The following is a 24092-nucleotide window of genomic DNA, read 5'->3' as shown; positions in this document are numbered from 1 at the left end:
GAAGCCACTGACAGAACAGCAATGTCACAGGCCTTCTGCAGGGACGTCGAAGACCGGTACCGCTACGTCAAAGCACTGTACAGGACATCAATATGACTGACGACCCTATCTGGAAGCAAGACGTCACTGTGATCGGCATCGGAGAAACGGGCGCGGAAACAGTCCGGATGATCGGCACCGAGACCGACGTCAAACTCTACACCGTCAACTCTGAACCAGAACTGGAAGCCTGCTTCAAAGACGTTGAAGAAAGTGACTTCGTCTTCCTATCCGGCGACCTCACCGAACCTGACGTAGAGAACCAAGTACTCGAACTTCTGCATCGCAGCCGTGGTGTCTCCATACTCTTCGCTGAAGGCCTTACCTCACTTCCACAGCTCGTCGACAAAGTGAACCTGTTAGTGCCTGTCCGGTGTGAGCCACTGTCTCGAAGCATTATCTCAGCTGCTATGGCGGACGTGTTCGAATCCATGATGCCGCTGACCGGCCACAATCTCGGACACGGAGATATCAAAATCGTTGCCGGCCAGAACATGGTTGCAGAGCTGTTCATCGAGACGCCTCGGAACGAGAAACCATTCCCTCTGACCCCGCTCAGAAACTGCGAAAAATCTGAATCCGTCCTGCTCTTCCTATGCAGTGGAGAGAAACAGTCGGCAGAGAAAGTCCATTCCAAAATCGAGGAGCACGGCTTCCCTGACGATGTCAATCTGCTCTGGGACCAGAGAATCCACCCGCGATACATAGGAACTCCTCACTTCAAACACTTCGTCACGTACGAAGGCCTCGAAGAAAACATGGAATGGAAAGAAAAGAACGACTATACTCCCGAAGGAAGAAGCAGCATTAACATCGAAGACAACCAGTTCTTCTCTAGGAAAGACTAAGGAAAACGTTCTGCTGTGCAGTGTTTACCTATGGACTTCGTCGATGAATGATTCGAGTACATCTTGCAGAGAATAGAACTCGCGATCATCTTCATCAGGCTCCAATTCATCGATCATAACAAGGTCGTATTCATCAAGTAGATCGATTTCTTCTTCGTACTCTGCTTGAGGTTCCTTAGGCACCTTGTCGTATTTTATGTAATCTATCTGGTAGAAAACGCCATCATGTTCAATAAACCGGTCCTCGATATCTTCTCGATACGTTCCATGGCTCTTTCCGTCACCTAACTCCCGTAGATATTCGTTTAGGCTGATTCCTAAGTAGGTGTAATCCTCGTCCCATAGAGGCGGGTCTTGATTCAGCTGAGCTCGGGATATCAGATCATCTGGTACGAATCCAACCGGTGAGATCTGGATCTCGACAGGCTCCACACTGGGATTATACATCGTCAAGCTGAGATCGAGGGTCTGAACATATCGGCCAGCATCATCATCCTCTAATTTTTTGAGAGTATATAGGTCGACTCCTGCATCCTTTGCTTGTGAGATAGCACCTTCCTGAAAGCCGCTTTTAGATACTAAGACAGAATGATTAGCTTCCGAGTTCTCTTTGTTCCGTATCATACCAGACACGATCTCCTGCTCAATAGGGCTCTCATGGAACTTGCACTCGATAATGATCAAGAGCTCATAGCGCTCAAGTTCCTTCCAAACAGCGACGTCGACTTCTTTAGAATCGCCCTCACTCAATTCAAGATCATATTTTTGCTCTACCCTGTCAACATCGTCTTGCGCCTCTAAACCCGCTACAAGGCTTTCATATAATTCGTCGTCAATATCGTCCCATGAAACTGAACCAACGTCGACTTCCTCAGCGATGTAGTCTCTGTGAACCGTACCTACGTAGCCCTTCGAACAATCGGCTTCGTTTGCAACCTTTTGATGAGTCCATTCCGGGTTTTCAGTTGCATATTTTATGATTTTTTGCTGTGTCTCAGTGAGGTCTTCCAGGCTCTCCTCAGAATTGAATACCTTATCCATGTAGATTGACGCCCGTTATTCAGGTAGGTTGTAGGCCAGAGGATAATATAATCACCTCCGTATATCGCCCGACTGGGTACTGTTACAACTTAGCTCGGAGTAAGATTAGAGGTCATTATACTATAATCAGTGAAGCGACCTAAGAATTAATGAGGAAATAAGAGAAGTCACTTGCGTTCGATAAGGAGATTGAGTAAAACCTTACTGAATGTGCCGTATACAGTCCGTCCTGTGATGTGATCCAGCCACGAACGGTTTGGCACCACATTTCGAACACTCATTCTTATGTGCTAATTTCGTCCCATACTGTGGAACATCCTGCTTTCTCTCACAATCAGAACTGTGGTGAGGACCTTGGGAGAAAGGTTCCGCACGACAGAACTTACACATCTCTGCATAATCATAATCTCCAGTAACGGATATTTCAACATCCTCCTCTATACGACGAGGACAATTCCTACGGTGATGTGCACCAGCAACGAAAGGCCGGGCATCACAGTGCTTGCAACTATATTCGTGAGCAAGATCCGTGCTCAAAGCTAATTCCTCTTGATACCGAGAACAACTACTGCTGTGTTGAGGTCCCTCGGAAAACGGTTTCGCGTCACAGTAGGAGCACTCTGAAGAGTAATCACTGGAGGACACGGTGTTAATACCGAGGTGCGACAACTAACAATAAAAATGTTCGGAAGACGAGTAAATCCTACAGGATCTCAGTGAAGACGTCCGCAACCGCTTCAGGGACGCTGTGGAACTTGTTGTATGCCACCTTGTACGGCATCTCAATCTGCACGCCCTGATTGTCTTCTGCGAAGTAGTTATGCGACATCGTCGTCCCCCTCCCCGTCAAATCCATCTCCCCGTAATCTGTCACAATATCGTACTTCGACGGGACAGGCCCACGGATACTGTCAGCGACCATCTTCCGGATCTCTTGATCAGCCATGCCGCCGACAGCAACATAATCATACTCGTGAATATGAAACCCGACGCCATACCTGAACGAAGCATCCCTCTCAATCAGCTGCCTCAAACCAGGGTAGGCGTCGAAGGCCCTCACCGGTTTCTTGACATGCCACCGCTCGAACGCATCCTTACTATCACCACTGTAGTACCCGTGAAGCATCCACGCCGATGACTCGATCTCCTGCGACCGCAGTTTCTTGAACAGGTACATCCCCATCTCATCCGTATTATACTCGATATCGCCGCCGTGAGGACACGAAATAAAGACTTCAGCCCCTTCCCTATCCCACAAGGTCTCGGCTATGTCGCCAGTGATGAAGGCCTCCTCACGGCTTTCAACAGGGACAGTTGCGTTGACAGCTACCTGCTCACCTGATTCGGCTCCGACTCTTTCCAAACCCTCCTCACCCATTTTGACATCTGGCCTGCCGTCGTGGACTTCGTCGACGATGAAGTAAGCCTTCGACCGTGTGGATTCCACCCTGACATGGTCATCCTCCTCCTTCCCCAGTTCTTCTGCCAAGCGCGAAGAAAGGCCGCACCTGTTTCTCCCTTCTATCCCACGTGATTCACTGACAGCTACCTCCGTCAACAACATTAGAAGTAATACACGAACCCGCCCCCTAAGAAACTTTATGCAAAAACCTAAATAATGTAGAAAGAGAAAATTTGTACAGTAGAAGACCTCGGTCCTCCAAGAAAACAACGACCCGGATATCCAAGACGAAGCCTGGATCAAAGAAGAACTTCATGTTCAACGTCTCTTTCCCCCGGACTGGCCTGACGGCGTCGAACCATCCAACTAAACACATACACATGCACGATTTCTTCGATGACTGCCGAGAATGCAGCGACAACAAGAAAGAGCAAAGCGGGTTCTGCAGCAACTGTGGAGCTGCGAAAACCTGGCAACCCCAGGAAGGCGGAGATGAAATTCTTAAATGTCCCAACTGTAATCAAGGCCAATGAGCGACGGAGCAGAATATACTCAGGCCGAACTAGCGCAGAAAATCCTCGACGAAGATATCGAATACAACGATAAGATTCCATACAGCTGTCCCAGTTGCGGCGAGGAATACGAGATCAATGAGAAAGCTGTCTTCGAGTACGTCCTCAGAAGCGAATACGGATTAACCCCCGAGAAGCTCGAAGAAATGCAGGACACAAGGGAACAGATCCTCACGTCGCTTGGAGACGACCAGACCATCGAAGACCTGCTCGAACAGTGAAGAAAAGAAAGTCAGTTGACCAACTCATTCCGAGGTGTCACCTTCTAAATCGCTCTGGAGATCTCTCTAACCGATTTTCCTCTTCATCTCTTCTATATCAAAGAACCGTCCGATATGATCGCTATCTTTCAAGGCCTCTCACCTCCGCTGTCCTGAGTTCTTCTTGCAGGCGTTCCTGATTTTTCTCCCAGCTACTATCCTGATCCCAAGCCAGGTCTTCCAGCTTCTCCGAACGGACTTTTGAAGCAATCTCCACCGGTTCGTCCTCGAAATCAATCACGTTCACCGGGATCATCTGCTCCACAGGTATCCGGTCCACAGAACACTTCCTGCACTTGCCGAAGTAGCCGACACCTGGAGTTTCCAAGGCCTCAACCCAGTACACCAGGCCTCCACAGCCCTCGTGGATCTTCAGAAAGTTGTGCTCCCACTTAGGCATCCGAAGAGTCAGCCTCCTCGATCTTCTTCTCTATCAGATTTTCCAGGTCTTCCACTATGTGCTCAGCGTGCTGTTCTGAAACTGTATCAATCGCCTTCAGATCATACCTGAGGTGGCCTTTGATTTTATCAAGAGACGGTAAGTCGTTTGATTGTTCTTCTGTGCTCATTCTGAATCACCTTCTGTTGTCTGTTCCACTATCTTCTCAGCTTCCTCCAGAGACATCTCACGGGCTAAGATCTCGGTTTTGATCTCTTTGAAGACCTCATTCGCCTGTGACCTCTCGTACTGGACACCTTTGCTCCGCTTACTGGCCCAGGCCTGTAACGCATCCCTGTTTTTGCTGTCGACGTGCCGGAACTCGTCTATATTAGTTTTGACAGACCAGCAAACGTCAGAGTAGGAAGGATTGTCAACTTCGCACGCCGGATCGTACCACATCGCAACCCAGTTGTCTCCGAACACGAACGTCTCCGACTGATGCCTCTCAATCCTCACTCTCGAACCACCCCATCGCCAGGCGTGTGGTAGAACGGCTCCAACAGGTCGTGGACCTGTGAGAAGTCCTCAGGCTCGACGATGAAACTACCCCAAGCCACCGAATGACTGCCGAGATCCTCTTCCTGCAGCTTGTCTCCGATTAATTGGTCTGCGTGGCTGTGGAACAGTCGTGGTACACCGTAGAACCCTTGTGGGAACTGGTCGACCTCGAACATTCGAGGCCTCCGCCGTCCTGTGGCGTAATTGGCTAAACTGTCTTTGTCCCACGCCGATTTCAAAGCGCCGTACAGAGCCTCATACTTTCTGACCGTATCACTATTCTCCTCAAGCTCCTCGAAAGAGTCGTACTGGTTGATTTCGTCCTCAAGCCCTGGAAGACGGCGAAGCTCAGAAAGAAGATCCTCGATCCTCTCTGCATCCTCCGGATTTTCTTCCCGGTCAACCTCGATGTCGAAGACTTTGTACTCCGTTCGGCTCCTTCCGTCATGATAACCAGTGAACTTGGAAACGGTGTAGTGGTCCCGTTCTCTGGGGTACTCGACCTCCGGCGAACCGACTTTTGACGAAGTCTCGTGCAGATCTAGATGCGAATCCTCGCCCGGCAAACTATCGATGACCTGGCGATGACCTCCATCCCAATACTTCTCCACAATTAGATCATCGTCGAGGACTGGAGAGTCACCGACAAGAGTTTCCTGATAACCCTCATCAGTCAGCGCTGATTCTCACCTCTATTAGATTTTAGAGCTTTTTCGCAGGTAGGACATTCAACCCTGCCATTCTCAGGGACCTCCGAAAAGACGTCACCACAACCGATGCATCTTACAACGTACTCGGTCGGCAAAGAATCGAGAATACCCTGGTGCCTATCACAGAGATCTTCAGAACTATGATCGCAGTAAGGACACTCCTCAACTCGAGCAATTAACTCCCTCTTCTCACTCAACTGTGGTTCTCACCTCTTCCAAGTCTCGTTCGTCGATGAAGCCTTCACTGATCTCCGGGTCTTCGACCTTCCCCTTGATACTCTCTAACGTGATGTAATCGAAGGTATCCGAAGCCTTCCGGATCTTAACCGCATTCGTACCCGGTTCAGCTGCTACGAAGAAGGCCTCCATCTCCTTCCCATACTTCTCATAACGGACGACATCACCCTTCTCCAGCCGCACCATGTTCTCCTCTTCCGGATCACCGATATACGTGAACAAAGATTCCTCAGTAAACCGGGAATCACTCACTTGGACTTCACCTCTTCAAATCCGCAACTACAGATGTATTTGGCCTCCAGAACCTCTCCTGTATCTCGATCAATTACTTCATTCATTCTTGAGGCCTTAGTACCGCATTCAGGGCAGTCCAGAAATTCAGGGAAAGGATCACTCACCGGTATCAAGCCCCCTGCGTTCTCTAATCCTGTCGTAGACCTCTCTGTTGTCTTCAGAATCGTAATACTTCACTCTGCAATTGCTGTTGCCACAGATGTGAAGGCCTGTCTTTCCATCCTGCCTGCCCTTGGTTTCGCCACAGTTAGGGCACGGATTGATTTCCTGCCTGATCTCTCCAAGAACTTTGCTGCACTCGTAGCAGAGAACGGGGAAGTGCATCCCTATCTCAACGGATTTTTCTCCACAACAGTTGCACTCGTTGTGAGGCCTGTGGTAATGCTCTTCACCGCACTTAGGACATTCTTCTTCCCATGTCTCTACAACGTCTCCACCGCAGTCAGGGCATTTTTTCTGGTCTTCAAGGAGTTTTCCACAGTCCTCGCAAAATCCAGGATTGACGTAGTTTTCCGTCTTCATTCGATATCAGGCCTCCCTTCGTTGACTTCTACGCCTTCGACTTCTCCTCTAATCGCTTTTCCAACGCAGGAGATACAGGCATATTCGACGTCGTCTGTTGCCTCAAACTCGTTGACGTCTTCTTTGACTTCTCCGCAGATCTGGCAGTGCTGGTCATCAGGCATCTCCCCATTGTTCAGCCTTGTACGGGCCAGAACCCGGGCCTTTTCCCTGAGGCTTGCGACATATTCTTCCTTCCGCTGAATCACTTCAGCAGGCATACGAGTTAACTGCATAATCTTGTGGGCTTTCTCGCAGGCCTCGCACACCGGCTGTTCCTCCCTGTTTATCGTCATCCTGTTCTCGGTTTCCTCACTGCAGTCAACACAAACCTCACTCACTGAGTTTCCACCTCTGCGTAGTCTAAGGCTTCCTCAAATGATGCTCTGGCAACAGTGGTCAAGAGGCACTCAATGCAAACCCATCTTTGCTTAGTCTTGTAGGTCACATCTCTTTTACCGCCTACTACAGTTACCTCATCTTCTTCACGGCTGTAGATCTTCACAAGGCCATGAGCTAAACCGCCGTCACCGGCTTTTTGCTCGCATTTGAAGCATTCAGGAGGGTCTTCAATCACTGATTCCCACCTTCTTCTTCGAGGGCTTCTATGAAATCCAGGTTTTCAGGACTGCCGTGGTAGACATCCTGAACAAGTTGATTCGCTACATTCCGGGCTTCCTTCCTACTGCCGATCTCCTCAGCCAATTTCTCCATCAACTCTCGGAAAGCAAGGATCGGCTCATCATCCGGGTGCTGAACCGTGATCTGGCCTCTACACTCCCCACAACTCACTGGTTATCAGGCCTCTGTTCAAGGAGTTCTTCGAGTCTCTCTTCTGAACCCTCTGTCTCCTCGGAGATCATCTCCTGAATTTCGTCTGCTACGTTGAGGCCTGCTGCTTGTGCAAATGCCTCTAAAGCCTCATCCGAAACATCTTCCAGCTCCGGATATTCCTCAACGACTCTTTGAATCCTCTCAACAAACTCAGGCATCAATTATCAGGCCTCTGCCTGTGTTTTTGCTGTATTCGAGGTTTTGCGACTGCAGTTGGGACAAGTCACCCGATCCATATCGGAGTCACAGTCCCATTCATATCCGCATTTATGACACTTCTCTGCCATATAAATTAGTAGTAGTCATACTTTTTTATACCTAATCCCAGGGCCTCACTGTCGCCTTCTCTAAAGAAGCTCAGTCAAAACATTCCTGACCGCCCGTGGAACCGCCTTGAACTTGTTTCTACAGACCTTCGGCGGCATCTCGATCTGAAGCCCCTGACCGTCTTTCGTGAAGTAATTCACCGAGTTTTTGTCTCCTCTCCCAGTCAAAGCAAACTCGCTGTATCTCCACTCGACATCCGCATAACTACCCAACTTCTCTTGAAGCGACTCAGCTACAGCTCTCCGTAGATCATCCGAGGCCTGACCTCCCACCATCACCGTGCTGTAATCCTTCTGTTGCAGGTGGAACCCGACGACATAATCGAAACGCCGGTCCCTGACACTCTCCAACCTGGGGTACGCATCGAAGGCCTTCACCGGCTTCCTCAAATGCCAGCGACTGTACGAATCCTTACCGTCATATCCTGAATCAAAGCCCTGGCACAGCCACGCCGAAGCACCTACATTGTTCTCCCACAGCATCTGGCAGAGGTGACGGCCCATCACATCCGTATTCTTCTCCGCATCCCCGCCGTGAGGACAAGAGATGAAGACATCACTGCCCTCCGACTCCAACAGTGATTCGTAGAAACCAGCTGTTTTCCAAGCCTCCGCGTAACTCGAGTCCGGAACCGTAGCCGAGATCTCTACCTGTTGCCCGGATTCGGATTTGATCCTGTCCAAGCCTTCAACTGAGACCCAGACCTCTTCCGACTCGTCCCCACCACGGATCTCGTCGACAACGAAGTAAGCCTTCAACCCGCCTTCTACCTTTATGTGGCTCCCCGGCTCCTTCTCCAATTCCTCGGCCAGGCGCGAGGATAGACTGCAGCGGTTCCCTTCCTCTATCCCGCGCGATTCACTGACGACTGCCTCAGTCATCTTGTTCTACCTCTACGAACCACTCCTCCAAGTCTCTTTATGGAAATACCTAAAGGAGGAAAATAGAGAAAACAGGTGAGAAGAGTTCCATCAGGAAACACTCCTCCCTGTGAAACTGTTGAGGCCTTCCTGCTGGCTTTCCAGTTCCTCCGGTGCGTCGATTTTCTCGGTCAGCCAATCCCACGTCTTAACGATATTCTCCACACTGCCGCTGGCAGTATTTAGGTCTCCATTAGATACGGCCCCCACGAAGGCCTGATCAGAGTCAAAGTCGTGGTAGTGCTTCCAGAAAACCAGATTGGCCTCCATGATCTCCCGCAGCAGATACTCGAAATGGTGGGTATCGGTTGCGTCCTTCCTCTGCTCCTGCCAGTAAGAGACACCCATTACTGAAATCCCATAGTTTTCCTTGTGCCATCCCTGTTCCAGGAGCGCCTCCTGATACTCTCTGGAACCCATTAGCTCGCTCACGACTTCCTGATGCGAATCAGCTTCTTCTTCGATTCGCCGGGCTTCTTCAGCAAAACCGACCTCTCCCACGTCAGAACTCCACCTCAAAGAAAGAGAAAAGGAAGACAGAGGGTTTCACTCGTCATCTTCCTCCTCGGTTTCTTCTTCTGGATTTTCTCCGCCGTCGGTGGATAATTCGATCTCTACCTTCTGCGGCTGTTGCTCCTCGTTATCTGGCTGCTGACGGTCTTTGAACCGGCCTCGCTTGTTGAACTCGGCTACGTCCTCGATCAATTCCTTGAACTGCTGTTCCTCTTCTTCGGTGAGAGGGCCTTGGCCTTGGAAGACCTGGCCAACTGTCTTCGCCGCATTCTGGCGTTCCATCGTCTTGTTCGTCACTTGATGATCACCCTGTCACCGTCGTCTTCTGTTTCGGCTTCTTCTCCGTCCCCATCTTCTTCAGATTTCTCAGTGTCTGAGGCCTCATCTACGTCTTCCTCGTCGGCCTGTCCTTCCTCCTGTTCCGAGGCCTCTATCTCTTCAGGCATCTCTATCTCGCTGCCCGCTGTCTGTTCGCTGAAAAACGATTCAAGTACGGAGGCGATTCCCTCCGCCTGCTTCCAGTCTCCGTCCGTGACCAGGAACAAGAGTTTCGCAGTGAAGGCCGCGGCCTCAGCCTCGACATCTGCGTCCTCCACCTCGGCCATATCCTTCAATGCTGACTTGGTCTCTTTCGCTAACTCGTCCTCCCACTTTTTGATCTGGAAGGCTGCATCTCCACACTCAAGATCTAGTGCTGCCACCGAAGATTTCACTGCTCCTCACCCGTTTGAAGGTCGCTTCCCGAAAGGTTGAGTTGAATATCTTCCCCAGTCAATTCCTGATAACCATCTCTTGCCGCCAACATCAACTCCTCATAAATAATTCTCTTAGCTACCCGTTTGATCGTCGGCTTTTCTGGGACTCTCATCGGGAGACTATCCTGCTTCTCTGCGTCCTTGATGTCCTTCCAAATGTAATGGAACTTTGAAGGAGTGACTTCTTCTACCGCCGGTTCAAGAACCTGCTTTACAGGACTTTCAATATTCGCCACGCCTCCAATTTCCCGGATTTCTTCAGCTACCTGCTTCTTCGCTTTCTCTTTCTTGCTACTCAGAACCATCAGGGAATCACCCTGCTGACCTTGTTGAAGATTTTAACGTGCGGGTTGTCGTCTTCCTGAATCAGGGTGACATCGTTACCCGCTACTCTATCAGTGATAGCTGTCCGGACTCCCCGTCGTATCGTCTCTTCCTCAAGGCCTTGGGTCTCTGCCACCGTGATATAGTTGCTCAGTTTCCGGTGTACTCCTTTGAGCCGGTGCAGCTCTCTAACTCCGTTCAATTTCCGGGCTACTGCAACGTTGACGTCTTCTGTGATGGTCGGGAAGACTGCGTGAAGTTCCCCGCCGCGGTCTTCAATAATGTAGGCCTCTATCGTGGTCCGTTCTATGTCGATGACTTCGTCAAGAGAAGATGCTGTCTCGATTTCTTCGCCGTGGTTCTTTGCTGATTCCCAGAGCTTGGAGAACCTGTTGTGAAGGTCTTCGTCTTCGATGTCTTTCTCGCTGTAGAAGGCCTCGTCGCTGAGTTTCTTGAATTTGTTTGCTCCCCAGTGGGAGTAGGTGTATTTGAATTGGTTTTCTGATTCCTGTTTGACCAGGAATGCTCTGTGTCCCACTACTGGGCCACCTCTTCGATAGGGACTTTGTTCTCTTCACTGATTTCATCACTGTATTTTGAAAACTCGCAGTTCTCACATTTTACGTACACTCTTTTTGTTTTCTGTCTTCGTGTGCCGTGTTCAATGTGCGGTTCTCTTGATAGTTCAGAACCACATTCAGGACATTCTTCACAGACTTGTACTGTCATTTCAAAGATCCACCTGTGGATTTGTTCTTAGCTGGATTTTCTCCTTTTGTGGAAGTTGTAAGGTGTTGTCGGCTTGTGTCATGTTTTCCGCCTATCTGTTAATTAACCATCAACTCTTTTAAATGTACAACTATGGCTGTATTACATATTAGAAGTAAGCCCCGAAAACCAGCTCATCAAACAGGCCAGAACCAAATCACCAGGCCAGAAAACCGGGTCAGAAATAGCACAGACAGAAAACCACAGGTCAGGACAACAGCACTGAAACAGGTCCCAACCCTCTAACAACTATATTATACGGTCTTAACACCGGAAAAGCGAGAGAGGAGCAGAGAAACGAGAGGCCTCCCAATCTAACCAACTCAGACCACACCTCAAATCAGATCATCTCCACACTGCCGAACCCAGAAATCCACTCACCAACTACACATCTCAGGCCTCAACCGCCGACAGATAGAATACGGAAATAGCTTTAAAATCTTCAGTTCTCCGCGTAGCTTCCGTTAAATTGTAGTAGGACACGGCATAGTCCTACATAGGAGAAGAGGCCTCGGCACTCATAGGGCTCTTCACTACCGGGTGCCACCCCGGTTCGGAGCGGTGCGCTCGTCATCGGCCGGTCGACGCTCCGCTCCGGAGCCACAAATGTCCCCCGACCCACGGCTTTGTGTGCTCCGGGCGTGTAGCGGGAGTCGATGACCGATACCAGCATCGTCCTCTACGGGGGGAAAGGCGGCGTCGGGAAGACGACCTGTGCGGCGGCGCACGCGCTCGCCCGCTCCCGGACCGGCGCGCGGACGCTGGTCGTCTCCACCGACCCCGCCCACTCGCTGGGTGACGCCTTCGAGCGCGATCTGGGCGCCGACCCGACCGACGTTGCCGACTCGCTCGCGGCGGCGGAAGTCGACCCCGAAACGGGACAGGCGGCCTACCGTGGCGTTATCGAGGCGCTGGCGGCCGAGTTCCGCGACGCTGGCCTCCACCTCGACGACGCGGATTTCGAACGACTCTTCGAAGCCGGACTCGTTCCCGGCGGCGACGAGGTGGCGGCGCTCGAGTATATCGCCCGCTACGCCGACGCCGACTACGAAACCGTCGTCTTCGACACGGCGCCGACGGGGCACACGTTACGACTGCTGGATCTGCCCGCCGTGCTCGCCGAGACGCTGGGCGTCGCGGGCGACGTACAGCAACGGGTACGGCGGACCGCCCGCGCCGCCCGGAGCATGGTGCTGGGGCCGGCGGCGTACTGGGGCGGGAGGTCGGACGACGCCGACGCCGTGACGACCCTCCACGACCGCATCGAGGCGGTCGGGGCGCTCCTCCGTGATCCCGAGCGGACGAGTTTCCGGGTCGTTCTCACACCCGAGCGGATGGCCATCGCGGAGAGCGAGCGCCTCGTTGCCCGCCTGCGCGAGGCGGACGTGTCGGTCGAGTCGCTGGTCGTGAATCGGCTGTTCACCAACCCTGAGGACTGTGCCTGTGACCGGTGCCGGCGCGACGAAGTCCGTCACGCCGACCGCCTCGCGGCGGTGGAGGCGGGCTTCGATCTGCCCGTCCGGCGGGTGCCGGAGCTACCGGGAGACACACAGGGGATCGATGCCTTAGAGCGGGTCGGCCCGGAACTTCACCGCCGGTCGTGACCGCGGGCAGTCGGTCACTGCCGTCGGTCTCGCTCAGTCGAGTCGGTCACGCGCGCCGGCGACGAGGAGGGGGAGGGTGATCGTCGCGTCGCCGAGGACGGTGACGTTTTTGGCCGACTTCTCCAACTTCCCCCACGACCGCGCCTCGTCGAGGGTGGCCCCGGAGAGGCCGCCGGTCGAGGCGGGGTCGGTGGTGAGTTGGACGCCGTAGTCATACGCCTCGGGCACCGTGAGCATCGTCTGGAGGACGAAGTTCTTGGGGACGCCACCGCCGACGACCGTCGCACCCGCCTTCTCCGCGTCGAACGCCACGTCGGTGATGTTCGTCAGGTCCGCGAGTGCATCGAGCGTGAACGCGGACACCTGCGAGTGCATCCACGCCTGGATGCCAAGCACCGAGTCCTGAACCGCGGGGACGAACACGGGGACGTCGTTTTCGTACGCGGCGGCGGCGATGCCGGCGTCCTCGTCGACGCCGTCGTTGGCCGCGAGGTTCGCCCGCCCGAGTTCCCGCGTGAACTCGCTGGTGGCGACGACGCCGTCGAACTCGGGGAAGACCCGGTCGCGGAGGTGGCCCTCGAACAGCGTGAAATGCTCCTGTGGGAGGTAGACGTTGTAGATGCGATCCACGCCCTCGTCGCGGAGCTGCTCGTCGTGGTCGCGCTCGTGGCCCGCCGCCGCGGTTCGGCCGTGGTGGTGTTTCCCGCCGATGGCCTCGATGGCGTCGTGGGTGAGGTTCGCCCCCGTCGTCACGAGGGCGTCGATGTGGCCGTCGCGGATCAGGGCCGACACCACCGACCGCATCCCCCCGGGGACCATCGCGCCCGCGAGGCCGAAGAAGTTGGTCACGTCGTCGCGGCCCAGCATCTCGGCGTAGATGTCGACCGCGCGGCCCATCTCCGCGGCGCCGATGCCAGCCATGCGGTACTCCGTCGCGAGGTCGCCGACGCTCATGCCCGGCCACACCTCGGCGTGACCGATTGGGTCCTCGTGGAACTCCTCGCGGCCGCTGTCGTGCCCGCCGTCGCTCGCGTCGTCGTCCGTCATTGGCCGCTCTGTGCGCCCCAGCGATTTCAACGACGCGGTCCGCGGTCGTTACCACTCGACTAGCGTTCGGAGCCCCGGCCACAGACGGTACTGCTCCCCACGCTCGGCGAAGTACGCGCGCGTTCGCCGCTTGCCGTCGGCGACGAACCGGAGCCGATCCCGGACGCTTCGATTCCGGAGGTGGGTGGAGCTCGCGGGGTCGAACCACGTCCCGCCGTCCGCGACCCGGCACCGCCCACGGATAACTCGCTGTTCCAGGCCGGTGAGGCCGTCGTCGTGCCAGTGGACGAGCACGCAGGCCGGCTGACCGTCCGTCGGCGAGACGCCCGATGGCGGCGAGAGCCGGAGGTGACCGTCACGGACCGCCGGCGCCACGAGCGGCCAACTCCGTGGCCAGCCGTCCGAGACGACCGTCGCCACCGCGCGGTCGTACGCCGCCGCCTCGCTCGCGTCCACGTCCGCGGCGGACCACGCTGGCTCCGTCACTCCGACGCCGCGGTCGGCGTGGCGCTCGACCGCCGTCGGCTCGATGTCGAGCAGGATCCGCAGTCCGTACCAGTCGAGGAGGAGGAGACCGAGCCGGGTGTTCAGAACCTCCGCCGCGGCGGTCATCGCCGCCCGTTTCGGCGACGGGGGCTCGTCGCGGAGCAGGCGCTCGACGACGGCGGCGTTTTCCTCGAGATCGTCGTCCCGGACCGTCGCTCGCCCTTGGAGGTGTAGCCGGTCCGTCCCGTCGTGCAACAGGAGCGACACGCGTGGCTCAGCCGCCGCCCGCTCGGCTTTCCCCGCGAACGCCGGCGCGGCGGTCACGACGACGACCCCGCGCGCCCGGTCGTAAAACGGCGTCAAGGGAACCGTCGCCGGCCGGTCGCCGGCCGCCGTCGCGAACTCGGCCGTCAGCGAGTCGTACACCGCGTCGCGGATCGCAGCGTGATTCAGCCCCACAGCCCTCGGATCGTCTTTCGTAGCCCCCGCTCCGCCTCGCCCGGATGCGGCAGGCCGAATTTGAACGCCACCGCGTCCTGTCGTTTCGGCGGGTCGAACAGCCGGGGTTCGTCCAGGCCCCACGCCTCGGGTGGGTCGGCGTCGACGCCCGCCCGCTCGACGATGCCGGCGACCGCCCGGCGGGCGGCCTCGTTCGCGCTCTCCATTGTCGCGAGGTCCGTCTCCGTCCGGACGTAGTCGGCCGCGAGGACGAGGTTCGGCGCCACCGTCACTGCCCGTGGCCGGTGGCGAAGCGAGTCGACCGTGTTGATCAGGAGCGGTTCGGTGTTCGTCATCCCCCGCCCGTCCTCGACGATGGCGGGGTCGAGCACCCAGTCGTAGAGGGCGTCCTCGGAGAGGCGTTCGGCGTCGCGGTTCAGGTGGGCGGCGAGCTGGTGCCACACCTCCGTTTTGATCTCCTCCCGACTGCAGTCGCGGGCGGGCTTGTCGTAGACGACGCCCGGCGTCTCCCAGTCCGAGACGATGACGGAGAGGACGCCCTGAACGGCGCCGCCGCTGTCGACACCCACGTCGAACGGTCCGTCGTCCCAGAACTGTCGCTGGGAGATGGCTGTCAGCGCCCACGGCGAGTCGGTGTAGGCCTGGTGGCCTCGCGCGAGGGGCACGTCCTCGGTGAAGTAAAACTGGATGCCGTTCATCCACGCGGTGTCGAGGCGTCCGACGTGCGAGAGCGACGGCGCCGCCCGCCGGAGGCCGGGCGTCACCAGCGACGCCATCACTTCGACGGGGAGCGCCGCGACGTAGTGATCCGCCGTCACTCGCTCGCCGCCCGCGAGTTCGACGCCCGTGACGCCCTCGCCGTCGGCGTCGATTTTCGTCACCGGGGAGTCGGTGTGGAACTCAACGCCCAGCGATTCCAGATGCGTCACCCACGGGTCGATCCACACCTCGCTCGTCGGCCCGTTGAGCACCGCCTCCGTGGGTCGGTTGGGGTCGATTTGATCCAACATCAGCTGGACGTATATCTGTCCGATGGTGCGGGCGCTCCCTCGCTGGGGCTGGAGCGCGACCAGCGCCTGCGTGCTCTCGGCGAGGTGTTTCCGGTAGGCCGGCGACTGCGCCGCGGCGTCGACGAACTCCCACCACGACACCCGGTCGAGTTCGCGCTCGCGTCGCGCCCGACAGCTTGTCAGGAGGACGAGCAGGCGCCGCAGGAAGTAGTTCGTCTCCGCCGGCGTCAACTCGCCGCCCCCGATGGTCGGTTTGAACGCCGCCGCCCACTCCGCGATGGACCCCGGCGTCCGCGTCTCCGACACCGTCTCCGCCCCGTCCGTCGCCGCGATCAGCGTCTCGTTCGTTCGGACGAGGTTGTCAGCCACCGTCCCGCCCTCGGGGAGCGGAATCCGTTGCATCGTCTCGCGCAGGTTTCGATAGAAGCCGGGGAAGAATCGAAAGCCGTGTTCGGCCGGAACCGTCCCCCCGTCGGGCGTCGAAATGGGGAAGCTTCGGGCCTTTCCGCCCAGTCGCTCCCGTGCCTCGTACACCGTCACGCCGAAGTCGCGCTCGGCGAGTTCGTGTGCGGCACTCAGGCCACCGACTCCTCCACCCAGCACGGCGACCCGTGGCGTCCGTCTCGACATGTAACTCCGATAGTGGGATCGAACATAACTGTTTCCCCGACCAGACACCCGATTAACGTCCACTCCACGGTCCGAACGGTCCGGTTAGATACCTGTCGGATGTTCTATATATGTCGTCTCGATCCCCCACCCTTCGGCGACGCGGCCCAGCGCCCGGACGCCGAACGTCTCCGTGGCGTAGTGGCCGGCGAGGAAGACGTTCAGGCCGCGGTCCCGCGCCTCGTGGTACGCCTTCTGTTTTCCCTCCCCGGTGACGAGGGCGTCGAGACCCGCCTCGGCCGCCGCCTCGATCCAGTCCACGCCGCTCCCGGTGACGATACCCACCTCCTCGATTTCGTTCGGGCCGAACCCGAGGACCCGTGTCTCCGTGTCGAGTGCGTTATTCAGCAGGGTCGACACGTCGTCCGCGTCGTACGTCTCCGTCGCCGTCCCCCGCGTGCCGACGTACTCGGGGCCGTACTCGCCGAACGGCTCCCGATCCGTCAGGTCCAGAACGTCCGCGACGCCGGCGGCGTTACCGAGTTCCTGGTGGCCGTCGAGGGGGAGATGTGAGACGTACAGCGCCACATCGTTCTCGACGAGGGGTTCGATCCGGTCGTAGTCGAGGCCGGTGAGCCGGTCGAAGCCACCCCACGCGAGGCCGTGGTGGACGAGGAGGAGGTCGGCGTCGCGTTCGACTGCCTCGGCGATGGTCGCTTCCGCGGCGTCGACGGCGAGCGCGACCAGTTCGACCGTGCCCTCGATGCGCCCGACCTGCAGGCCGTTCGCGCTCGCGTCCACGTCCGCGTAGTCGTCGGTGCGAAGCCGCTCGTCCAGCCGGGAGACGAATGTATCACGCCGCATACTGGCCACTCGGGCGGTGGGGGTTTGTAAACTATGCTCCGTCGGCGTGGGCGACCACGAACGCCCGAAGCAGGTGGGCCGCGAGCGCCGCCGCCTGCCCGTCGTCGCGGTCGTTCACCTCGACGGCGTCGAAGCCGTCGGCGTACGGGGCAACGGCGCGGATCACGGCCGCCATCTCGCGGGCCGACAGGCCGCCGGGCTCCATCGTCCCCGTTCCCGGCGCGACGCCCGGATCGGCGGCGTCGATGTCGACGCTCAGATACGTCGTCGCGGTAGCGAGGTCGTCGACGGCCGCGGTGACGGCGGCGGCGCCCTCGTTGGCCACCCTCTCGGGGTCGACGACGGTCACGTCGGCCTCGCTCGCCCGTTCCCACTCGGCCGCACAGCCGGCGCGGGCGCCGACGATCACGGCGTGGTCGGCGGCGTCGAGTGCCCGGTGGGTCACGCAGGCGTGGCTCCACGGATCGCCGTCGAAGTCGGTCCGGAGGTCGAGGTGGGCGTCGAGACAGACGAACAGATCGGGATCGACCGCGCGGACGCCCGCGACGGTGACGGTGTGTTCGCCGCCCAGCAAGAGGGGGACGGCGCCGTCCGACCGGGCGTCACGGAGCGTGCCGGCAAGGTAGTCGACGTACTCGGCGGCGTCGGTCCACGCGTGTACGTCGCCGGCGTCGTGGACGGCGCAGTCGGAGAAGTGGCGGCCGGTTCGGTGGTCGTAATCCTCGAACGAGCCGGCGAAGCGACGGATTCGGTCGGGACCGAACCGGGTGCCCGGCTGGAAGGTCGTGGAGATATCGAGCGGTGCACCGACGACGACGTACGCCGCCTCGTCACGGCCGGCGGTCGCACCGGGAAACGTCATACTGGTCGGTGTGAGCCGGTACTGACGGGTCGCCGAACCGCCGCAGCGACCCGCCGTGGCACGGTTACGACGCCCATTACCCGACGATCTTCCGCTGGCCCTCGTACTCCAGATATTCGATCTCGTCGTCGGGCGACAGCGACTCGCCCTCGGGGATGCGCATCGTGAACGTCTCGTAGGTGTCGAGGTCCATGATCTGGGCGTCGTTGCCGGAGACGGAGACGACCTGCCCACCCTTTCGCTCGACGATCGGGACCCACACCTTCGCGTCGACCGGCTGGCTGAGCGACCGCTTCTTGGCGTCGAAGACGCCCTTGCCTTCGATACGCGCCTTCGCACTCCCGTGTTTACCGGGTTTGGCCGTGCTGTACGCGTTGATCTTGCAGGGGGCGTCCTCCATCATAACGTAGCTCCCTTCCTGCAGTTCCCGCACCTGCTTTTGCTCTCGCGCCATACGGGCAGGTAACGGAAGGTGGTGTATAAACGGTTTGGAAAGCCGCTCGACCGACTATTCGTCGCCACGGCGCCGCCGCATCTCCTGTCTCGTGAACTGTGGCCGTGCCTTGACTCCCTTCTTCCGACGTAACGAGCGATAGAGCAGGACGCCGACGGGGAGGGTGATCGCCCCCGCGACCCCCGCCGCCTCCGGTGCCTCGTTGAACGAGTAGAGGATGGCCGTCGAGAGCAGGCCGACCGCGACGAGGATGCTGTACGCGATTCGTTTCGCCAACTGATCCAGCACGTCGTGTTGATCGTCGAGTTTCACCTCGACGGTCAGGTCGTCGCGTTTGACCTGGTCCAACACGTCGTCGAGTTTCGGCGGCACCGTCACCAGCGAGCGGGCGGTGGCCTCCAACTGGTCGCCCGCCGTCTCCACGGCCTGTTTGACCCCCTGCTCGCGGTAGCCCTGTTCGGTGAGATACTCCGTGGCGACGCTGATGAAGTCGAATTCGGGGTCGAGCGTGACACACACCCCCTCCACGACCGTCGCGACCCGCATGATGAGCGCGAAGTTCCGCGGCAGGCGCAGTGGGAACTCGTAGATGGTGTCTTCGACCTGCTGGATGACCTGCTGGACGCGGTACTGTTCCAAGTCCTCGCCGCGCACGTCCGCGATGGCGAGTTCCATCACGTTGCCCATCACCTCGCGGTCGGCGGTGGGGCTGAGCGTCCCCATCTCGACCATCGCGTCGAGGATGCCGTCGATGTCCTGGTTGGCGACGGCGATGTAGAAATCGACGATCTTCTGCTGGAAGAAGGCGTCTACGCGTCCGCTCATGCCGAAGTCATAGAAGATGATCGAGCCGTCGTCCATGACCGAGAGGTTTCCGGGATGGGGGTCGGCGTGGAAGACGCCGTCCTCGATGATCATCTGGAGATAGATGCGCTGGAGGCTCTCGGCCAGGTCGCTCCGGTCGATCCCCCGTTCGTCGAGTGTCTCCACGTCGTTGATCTTGGTGCCGGCGAGATACTCCATCGCCAGCACCCGCGACCCGGAGAGTTCGTCGACGGCCGTCGGGATGCGGATGCGGTCGTTGTCGGCGAAGTTCTCCCGAATCTCGCCGAGCATCCGGCGCTCGCGCTCGTAGTCCATCTCCTGTCGGATCGTCGTATCGAACTCCTCGGCGACGTTCTCGACCGAGAACCGCCGCGCTTCGTCGACGAAACGGAGGAGAACGGGCAGGAGCCACTTGAGCGCCCGCAGATCCGCCTCGACGAGCGCCTCGACGCCCGGTCGGCGCACCTTGATCGCCACCTCCTCGCCCTCGTAGGTGGCGCGGTACACCTGCCCGAGGCTGGCGCCGCTGATGGCCTCGCGGTCGAACTCGTCGAACACGTCGTCGACGGGCCCGACTTCGGCTTCGAGTACCGGCTTGGTCTCCTCCCACGGCGCCGGCGGCACGTCGTCTTGCAGGCTGCTCAACACCTCGATGTACGCCGGCGGGAGCACGTCCGGTCGGGTCGACAACAGCTGTCCGAGCTTGATGAACGTCGGGCCGAGGGTGAGCAGGGACGTGAGCAGGCGATCCGCCCGCTGACGCTGTCGTTCGGGGCTGACGCTTCGCCCCCCACCGAACAGGAGGTATTTCCGGCGGTCGCGGGTGTAGGTGACGATCAGGGGCAGGAACTGGTGGATGACGCGGACGAACCGCCAGTAGGCACGGAGATTGACCAGCGTGACCACCCGGCTTACGCGTCCTCGATGGGGATGGATTGCTCCGGCGCGGCCTCGTACTTGGGGAGGCGAAGTTCGAGGACGCCCCGATCCATCGACCCGTCGGCGCCCGCGCCCGTCGCGTCCGGCGGCAGGGGGAGTTCGGCGTCGAGGAAGAGCGGCCGGTCCTCGCGCACGTACTCGAACGACGCGGGAAGGGCCTTCTCGCGGCGAGCCTCGATGAGGAGGCGCCCCTTCTCGACCCGAACGTCGACCGTCTCCGACGTCGCGCCGGGCAGGTCGACGACCAGCAGATACGCGTCGTCGCTCTCGAGCAGATCGGCGAACACCGCCTCGGGGAGGTCCCGAAGCGCATCCCGCAGTGCGGACATGACCGTGCGTAAGGAACGGGGATCGAAAAAGGCCGCGGTGTCTCCCCCCGGACGGGTTTTTGTATCCCCGAGCGCAAGGACGGGTATGAGTCACGACGATCTCGAACGCGCGGGGTTCAAGGACCGAACCCGCGTCGACGAGGCACTGTCGACCGTCCTCGACGCGGTGGCCGGCCACGACCGAACCGATCGGGTGGCGCTCGGTCGCGCCGACGGCCGCGTTCTCGCGGAGACGGTGACCGCCCCCAACCCGGTGCCGGGATACGATCGCGCCGCGATGGACGGCTACGCCGTCCGCGCCGAGGACACCTTCGGCGCCTCCGGTCGCTCGCCGGCCGTCCTCCGCGAGGGGACGGACTCGGTCGTCCCTGGCGAGGCCGTCCGCGTCCACACCGGGAGCGACCTGCCCGACGGCGCCGACGCCGTCGTCATGGTCGAGGAGACGGAGACGGTCGGCTCGGACGTGGAAGTGTTCGACGCCGTCGCCGAAGGCGAGAACGTCGGCGACGTGGGCGAGGACGTGGCCGAGGGCCAGGAGCTCTACCGGCCGGGCCACCGGATCCGCCCCTCCGATCTCGGCCTCCTGAAATCCGTCGGCGTCGATCAGGTGACGGTGTACGACCCGCCGACGGTCGGCGTCGTCCCGACGGGCGAGGAACTCGTCCAGCGTGACCCCGGCCCGGGCGAAGTGATCGAGACGAACGGCCTCACGGTCTCCCGTCTCGCCGACCGCTGGGGCGCGGTTCCCGCCTACCGTAACGTCGTCGACGACGACCCGAACGCCATCCGCGCCGCCATCCAGCGCGACCTGGCGAAGGACGTGGTCGTCACCACCGGCGGCTCCTCCGTCGGCGAACGAGATTACACGCCCGAAGTCGTCGACGAACTGGGCGAGGTGCTGGTCCACGGTGTCGCGCTCAAGCCGGGCCACCCCGTCGCCCTCGGCGTTGTCGAGGAAACGCCGGTCATCATGCTGCCGGGCTACCCCGTCGCCTGTATCATCAACGCCGTCCAGTTCCTCCGGCCCGTGCTCAAAACCGCCGGCAACATGCCGATCCCCGATCATCCGACCGTCGACGCGCGGCTAGAACGGAAGGTTTCGAGCGAACCCGGCACCCGGACGTTCGCGCGGGTTCGTCTGTCCGAGGCGGACGGCGAACGCGTCGCCGAACCCACCCGCGCCAGCGGGTCGGGCGTCCTCTCCAGCGTCGCCCTCGCGGACGGGTGGGTCGTCGTCCCCGAGGGACGGGAGGGGTACGACGCCGGGGCGACCGTCGCAGTCGAGAACTGGGAGTGGTCCGCGTGAGCAGCCGCAAACAGTTCCGCGACCTCCGCCCACCCTCCGAAGCCCACGAGGCCATCGAGAGCCTCGATCTGACGCCCGAGCCGGAGACGGTCCCGCTCGACGAGGCCCGGGGGCGCGTCCTCGCCGACCGGATCGACGCCGAACTCGACGTGCCGGGGTTCGACCGGGCCAGCGTCGACGGCTACGCCGTCCGCGCCCGCGACACCTTCGGCGCCGACGAGGCGGACCCGGTCGTCCTCGAGACGGTCGGAACGGTCCACGCCGGCGCCGAACCCGACGTGGCGGTGGCCGAGGGAACCTGCGCCGAAATCTCGACCGGCGCCGTGATGCCAGACGGTGCCGACGCCGTCGTGATGGTCGAGCGAACCGACGAGACGGGAGACGGGGTCGCCATCCGCACCTCGGTCGCCCCCGGCGACGCCGTGATGGTCGCGGGCACCGACGTGGCCGCGGGATCGCGGGCGCTCGGCCCCGGAACCCCCCTCACCGCCCGGGAGATCGGTCTGCTGTCGGCACTCGGCGTCGACGCGGTGCCCGTCCGCGGGAAACCGACGGTGGGTATCGTCTCCACCGGCGACGAACTCGTCCGCCCCGGTGAGGCGCTGAACAGCGCTGCCGGACAGATCTACGACGTGAACTCCTACACCATCGCCGCGGGCGTCGAGGAGGCGGGCGGCGAGGCCGTCCTCTACCCCCACGCTGGCGACGACTACGACGAGATGGCGCGACTGCTCGTCGAGGCCGCCGAGGAGTGTGACCTCGTGCTCTCCTCGGGGTCGACCTCCGCGAGCGCGGTGGACGTGATCTATCGGGTCATCGAGGAGCGGGGCGACCTCCTCCTGCACGGCGTCTCGGTCAAGCCGGGCAAGCCAATGCTGATCGGTCGTCTCGGCGACTCCGCGTACGTCGGCCTCCCCGGGTATCCGGTCTCCGCGCTCACCATCTTCCGCACCTTCGTCGCGCCGGCGGTCCGGTCCGCGGCCGGCCTCCCCGCCTCGGGGACGGCGACCGTCGACGGGCAGATGGCGGTTCAGGAGCGGTACAGCGAGGGCCGGACGCGGCTCATGCCCGTCGGCCTCGTCGAGGACGCCGCCGGCGACACCCTCGTCTACCCCGTCGACAAGGGCAGCGGCGCGACGACGAGCCTCGTCGAGGCCGACGGCGTCGTCGAGGTGGACGCCGACACGGAGTATCTCGCCGCGGGCGAGGCAGTGACGGTGCAACTCTTCTCGCCCGACGTTCGTGCCCCGACCCTCCTCGGCGTCGGCGAAGACGACCCCGCGCTCTCCCGCCTGCTCGACGGCGTCGAGCGTCCCCGCTATCTCGACGTGGGGAGCCGCGAGGGTCGCCGCCGCCTGCGCGACGGCGTGCCCGACGTGGCCGTCGTCTCGGGACCCACCGACCGCGAGGTTGACGCGGTCGACCTCGGCGGCTGGACCCGCGAGTGGGGCCTCGTCGTCCCCGCGGGCAACCCCGAAGGGATCGACGGGCTGGCGGACCTGGTCGACTGCGACCTGCGCGTCGTCAACCGCGCCCGCGATTCGGGGCTGCGAGCCAGCTTCGACGCCGAACTCGACGCCCTCGCGGCGGAGCGGGGGCTCGACCGCCGCGACCTGACCGACGCCGTCGACGGCTACGACCTGACGGTCAAGGGGATCGAGAGCCCGGCGCGGAAGGTACTCGCGGGCGCGGTCGACGCCGGTATCGGCCTCCGGGCGACGGCCGAACGTCTCGACTGCGGGTTCGTCCCCCTCGGGGTCGAGTCGGTTCGCGTGCTGGCCAACCCCGACCGGACGGGGAAGCCGGGCGTCGCGGCGCTCCGGGCTGTCCTCGACGCCCGCCTCGACGACGTGACGGCGTCGCTCGCCGGCGTCGACTCCTGAGACGGGCGTACGCCGGTCGGCGAGTCGACCTGCTCCAGCGCACGCTCCCGGTGTCTCCTGTGATACGGCG

Annotated in this window: 33 protein-coding genes; 5 read left to right on the top strand and 28 right to left on the bottom strand. The window is 60.0% G+C overall.

Features of this window, described 5'->3' with window-relative positions:
• The first annotated feature begins 92 nt into the window (after positions 1 to 92).
• The gene (locus tag HALNA_RS15170; RefSeq protein WP_049937178.1) at positions 93 to 887 is read left to right on the top strand and encodes a hypothetical protein; all 795 of its coding nucleotides are present in this window, start codon (positions 93 to 95) and stop codon (positions 885 to 887) included.
• Between the two features lie 24 nt (positions 888 to 911).
• Here HALNA_RS15170 and HALNA_RS15165 read toward each other — a convergent pair whose 3' ends face one another.
• Positions 912 to 1928: a restriction endonuclease gene (locus HALNA_RS15165; protein ID WP_049937177.1), complete on the bottom strand. Its 1017-nt coding sequence runs from the start codon at positions 1926 to 1928 to the stop codon at positions 912 to 914.
• A gap of 703 nt (positions 1929 to 2631) precedes the next feature.
• Complete coding sequence (locus HALNA_RS15160) at positions 2632 to 3492, bottom strand: hypothetical protein (protein ID WP_049937176.1); 861 nt, start codon at positions 3490 to 3492, stop codon at positions 2632 to 2634.
• Positions 3493 to 3859: 367 nt separating this feature from the next.
• On the opposite strand from HALNA_RS15160, the gene HALNA_RS15155 reads away from it, so the two are divergent.
• Positions 3860 to 4123 (top strand): hypothetical protein, encoded by a 264-nt coding sequence (locus HALNA_RS15155; protein WP_049937175.1) that lies wholly within the window; start codon positions 3860 to 3862, stop codon positions 4121 to 4123.
• A gap of 121 nt (positions 4124 to 4244) precedes the next feature.
• On the opposite strand, the gene HALNA_RS15150 is transcribed toward HALNA_RS15155, so the two are convergent.
• The 18 genes from HALNA_RS15150 to HALNA_RS20150 form a co-directional block, all read right to left on the bottom strand.
• Complete coding sequence (locus tag HALNA_RS15150; RefSeq protein ID WP_049937174.1) at positions 4245 to 4562, bottom strand: hypothetical protein; 318 nt, start codon at positions 4560 to 4562, stop codon at positions 4245 to 4247.
• Positions 4555 to 4731: a hypothetical protein gene (locus HALNA_RS20175; protein ID WP_157573561.1), complete on the bottom strand. Its 177-nt coding sequence runs from the start codon at positions 4729 to 4731 to the stop codon at positions 4555 to 4557. The genes HALNA_RS15150 and HALNA_RS20175 overlap by 8 nt, the downstream gene beginning before the upstream one ends.
• Positions 4728 to 5060, bottom strand: coding sequence for a hypothetical protein (locus HALNA_RS15145; protein WP_049937173.1), 333 nt, complete (start codon positions 5058 to 5060; stop codon positions 4728 to 4730). Before HALNA_RS15145 ends, HALNA_RS20175 begins: the two co-directional genes overlap by 4 nt.
• Positions 5057 to 5713 (bottom strand): hypothetical protein, encoded by a 657-nt coding sequence (locus tag HALNA_RS15140; RefSeq protein WP_049937172.1) that lies wholly within the window; start codon positions 5711 to 5713, stop codon positions 5057 to 5059. The genes HALNA_RS15145 and HALNA_RS15140 overlap by 4 nt, the downstream gene beginning before the upstream one ends.
• A 288-nt stretch (positions 5714 to 6001) precedes the next feature.
• Positions 6002 to 6301, bottom strand: coding sequence for a hypothetical protein (locus HALNA_RS15135; RefSeq protein WP_049937171.1), 300 nt, complete (start codon positions 6299 to 6301; stop codon positions 6002 to 6004).
• Positions 6298 to 6447 carry a hypothetical protein gene (locus tag HALNA_RS20170; protein ID WP_157573560.1) on the bottom strand — a complete coding sequence of 50 codons (150 nt, stop codon included), beginning with the start codon at positions 6445 to 6447 and terminating at the stop codon, positions 6298 to 6300. The genes HALNA_RS15135 and HALNA_RS20170 overlap by 4 nt, the downstream gene beginning before the upstream one ends.
• Entirely contained in the window at positions 6440 to 6865 is a 426-nt protein-coding gene (locus HALNA_RS20165; protein WP_157573559.1) for a hypothetical protein, read from the bottom strand. The genes HALNA_RS20170 and HALNA_RS20165 overlap by 8 nt, the downstream gene beginning before the upstream one ends.
• Positions 6862 to 7245, bottom strand: a complete 384-nt coding sequence (locus HALNA_RS15130) for a hypothetical protein (protein WP_157573558.1) — start codon at positions 7243 to 7245, stop codon at positions 6862 to 6864. Before HALNA_RS15130 ends, HALNA_RS20165 begins: the two co-directional genes overlap by 4 nt.
• Positions 7242 to 7481 (bottom strand): hypothetical protein, encoded by a 240-nt coding sequence (locus HALNA_RS20160; RefSeq protein WP_157573557.1) that lies wholly within the window; start codon positions 7479 to 7481, stop codon positions 7242 to 7244. Before HALNA_RS20160 ends, HALNA_RS15130 begins: the two co-directional genes overlap by 4 nt.
• Positions 7478 to 7696: a hypothetical protein gene (locus HALNA_RS20680; protein WP_049937169.1), complete on the bottom strand. Its 219-nt coding sequence runs from the start codon at positions 7694 to 7696 to the stop codon at positions 7478 to 7480. The genes HALNA_RS20160 and HALNA_RS20680 overlap by 4 nt, the downstream gene beginning before the upstream one ends.
• A complete protein-coding gene (locus HALNA_RS15120; protein WP_049937168.1) occupies positions 7693 to 7896 on the bottom strand; it encodes a hypothetical protein in 204 nt (67 codons plus the stop codon). Before HALNA_RS15120 ends, HALNA_RS20680 begins: the two co-directional genes overlap by 4 nt.
• Positions 7897 to 8085: 189 nt before the next feature.
• Positions 8086 to 8946, bottom strand: a complete 861-nt coding sequence (locus tag HALNA_RS15115; protein WP_049937167.1) for a poly-gamma-glutamate hydrolase family protein — start codon at positions 8944 to 8946, stop codon at positions 8086 to 8088.
• Between the two features lie 90 nt (positions 8947 to 9036).
• Entirely contained in the window at positions 9037 to 9486 is a 450-nt protein-coding gene (locus tag HALNA_RS15110) for a hypothetical protein (RefSeq protein ID WP_049937166.1), read from the bottom strand.
• A gap of 45 nt (positions 9487 to 9531) precedes the next feature.
• On the bottom strand, positions 9532 to 9795 hold the full coding sequence (locus HALNA_RS15105; protein ID WP_049937165.1) for a hypothetical protein: 264 nt from the start codon (positions 9793 to 9795) through the stop codon (positions 9532 to 9534).
• Positions 9792 to 10199, bottom strand: a complete 408-nt coding sequence (locus HALNA_RS15100; RefSeq protein ID WP_049937164.1) for a hypothetical protein — start codon at positions 10197 to 10199, stop codon at positions 9792 to 9794. Before HALNA_RS15100 ends, HALNA_RS15105 begins: the two co-directional genes overlap by 4 nt.
• 8 nt (positions 10200 to 10207) lie before the next feature.
• Positions 10208 to 10558, bottom strand: coding sequence for a hypothetical protein (locus tag HALNA_RS15095; RefSeq protein WP_049937163.1), 351 nt, complete (start codon positions 10556 to 10558; stop codon positions 10208 to 10210).
• Entirely contained in the window at positions 10558 to 11115 is a 558-nt protein-coding gene (locus HALNA_RS15090) for a DUF6735 family protein (protein ID WP_049937162.1), read from the bottom strand. Before HALNA_RS15090 ends, HALNA_RS15095 begins: the two co-directional genes overlap by 1 nt.
• Positions 11115 to 11306: a hypothetical protein gene (locus HALNA_RS20150; protein ID WP_157573555.1), complete on the bottom strand. Its 192-nt coding sequence runs from the start codon at positions 11304 to 11306 to the stop codon at positions 11115 to 11117. The genes HALNA_RS15090 and HALNA_RS20150 overlap by 1 nt, the downstream gene beginning before the upstream one ends.
• A gap of 695 nt (positions 11307 to 12001) precedes the next feature.
• On the opposite strand from HALNA_RS20150, the gene HALNA_RS15085 reads away from it, so the two are divergent.
• Positions 12002 to 12949 carry an ArsA family ATPase gene (locus HALNA_RS15085; RefSeq protein ID WP_049937161.1) on the top strand — a complete coding sequence of 316 codons (948 nt, stop codon included), beginning with the start codon at positions 12002 to 12004 and terminating at the stop codon, positions 12947 to 12949.
• A 33-nt stretch (positions 12950 to 12982) separates the two neighbouring features.
• Here the strand turns inward: HALNA_RS15085 and HALNA_RS15080 are convergent, their stop codons facing one another.
• The 8 genes from HALNA_RS15080 to HALNA_RS15045 all read right to left on the bottom strand — a co-directional run bounded on the left by HALNA_RS15080 (position 12983) and on the right by HALNA_RS15045 (position 20833).
• Complete coding sequence (locus HALNA_RS15080) at positions 12983 to 13996, bottom strand: deoxyhypusine synthase (protein ID WP_049937160.1); 1014 nt, start codon at positions 13994 to 13996, stop codon at positions 12983 to 12985.
• Between the two features lie 48 nt (positions 13997 to 14044).
• Positions 14045 to 14941 carry a hypothetical protein gene (locus HALNA_RS15075; RefSeq protein WP_049937159.1) on the bottom strand — a complete coding sequence of 299 codons (897 nt, stop codon included), beginning with the start codon at positions 14939 to 14941 and terminating at the stop codon, positions 14045 to 14047.
• Positions 14932 to 16581 (bottom strand): hydroxysqualene dehydroxylase, encoded by a 1650-nt coding sequence (locus HALNA_RS15070; protein WP_049937158.1) that lies wholly within the window; start codon positions 16579 to 16581, stop codon positions 14932 to 14934. The genes HALNA_RS15075 and HALNA_RS15070 overlap by 10 nt, the downstream gene beginning before the upstream one ends.
• Before the next feature lie 84 nt (positions 16582 to 16665).
• Complete coding sequence (locus HALNA_RS15065) at positions 16666 to 17424, bottom strand: Nif3-like dinuclear metal center hexameric protein (protein WP_049937157.1); 759 nt, start codon at positions 17422 to 17424, stop codon at positions 16666 to 16668.
• A gap of 31 nt (positions 17425 to 17455) precedes the next feature.
• The gene (speB, locus tag HALNA_RS15060) at positions 17456 to 18286 is read right to left on the bottom strand and encodes an agmatinase (protein WP_049937156.1); all 831 of its coding nucleotides are present in this window, start codon (positions 18284 to 18286) and stop codon (positions 17456 to 17458) included.
• Positions 18287 to 18362: 76 nt separating this feature from the next.
• Complete coding sequence (locus HALNA_RS15055) at positions 18363 to 18740, bottom strand: translation initiation factor IF-5A (RefSeq protein WP_049937155.1); 378 nt, start codon at positions 18738 to 18740, stop codon at positions 18363 to 18365.
• 54 nt (positions 18741 to 18794) lie between these two features.
• Complete coding sequence (locus HALNA_RS15050) at positions 18795 to 20471, bottom strand: ABC1 kinase family protein (protein ID WP_049937154.1); 1677 nt, start codon at positions 20469 to 20471, stop codon at positions 18795 to 18797.
• A gap of 5 nt (positions 20472 to 20476) precedes the next feature.
• Positions 20477 to 20833, bottom strand: a complete 357-nt coding sequence (locus tag HALNA_RS15045; protein WP_049937152.1) for an Hsp20/alpha crystallin family protein — start codon at positions 20831 to 20833, stop codon at positions 20477 to 20479.
• Between the two features lie 85 nt (positions 20834 to 20918).
• Between HALNA_RS15045 and HALNA_RS15040 the strand changes: the two genes are divergently transcribed.
• Both HALNA_RS15040 and HALNA_RS15035 read left to right on the top strand, forming a co-directional pair.
• Positions 20919 to 22139, top strand: a complete 1221-nt coding sequence (locus tag HALNA_RS15040) for a molybdopterin molybdotransferase MoeA (RefSeq protein WP_049937151.1) — start codon at positions 20919 to 20921, stop codon at positions 22137 to 22139.
• Entirely contained in the window at positions 22136 to 24022 is a 1887-nt protein-coding gene (locus HALNA_RS15035; RefSeq protein ID WP_211226028.1) for a molybdopterin biosynthesis protein, read from the top strand. The genes HALNA_RS15040 and HALNA_RS15035 overlap by 4 nt, the downstream gene beginning before the upstream one ends.
• Positions 24023 to 24092: the final 70 nt, after the last annotated feature.

This window comes from Haloplanus natans DSM 17983 (assembly GCF_000427685.1).
GTDB lineage: Archaea > Halobacteriota > Halobacteria > Halobacteriales > Haloferacaceae > Haloplanus > Haloplanus natans.
This window is presented reverse-complemented; position numbering and strand designations above follow the sequence as displayed.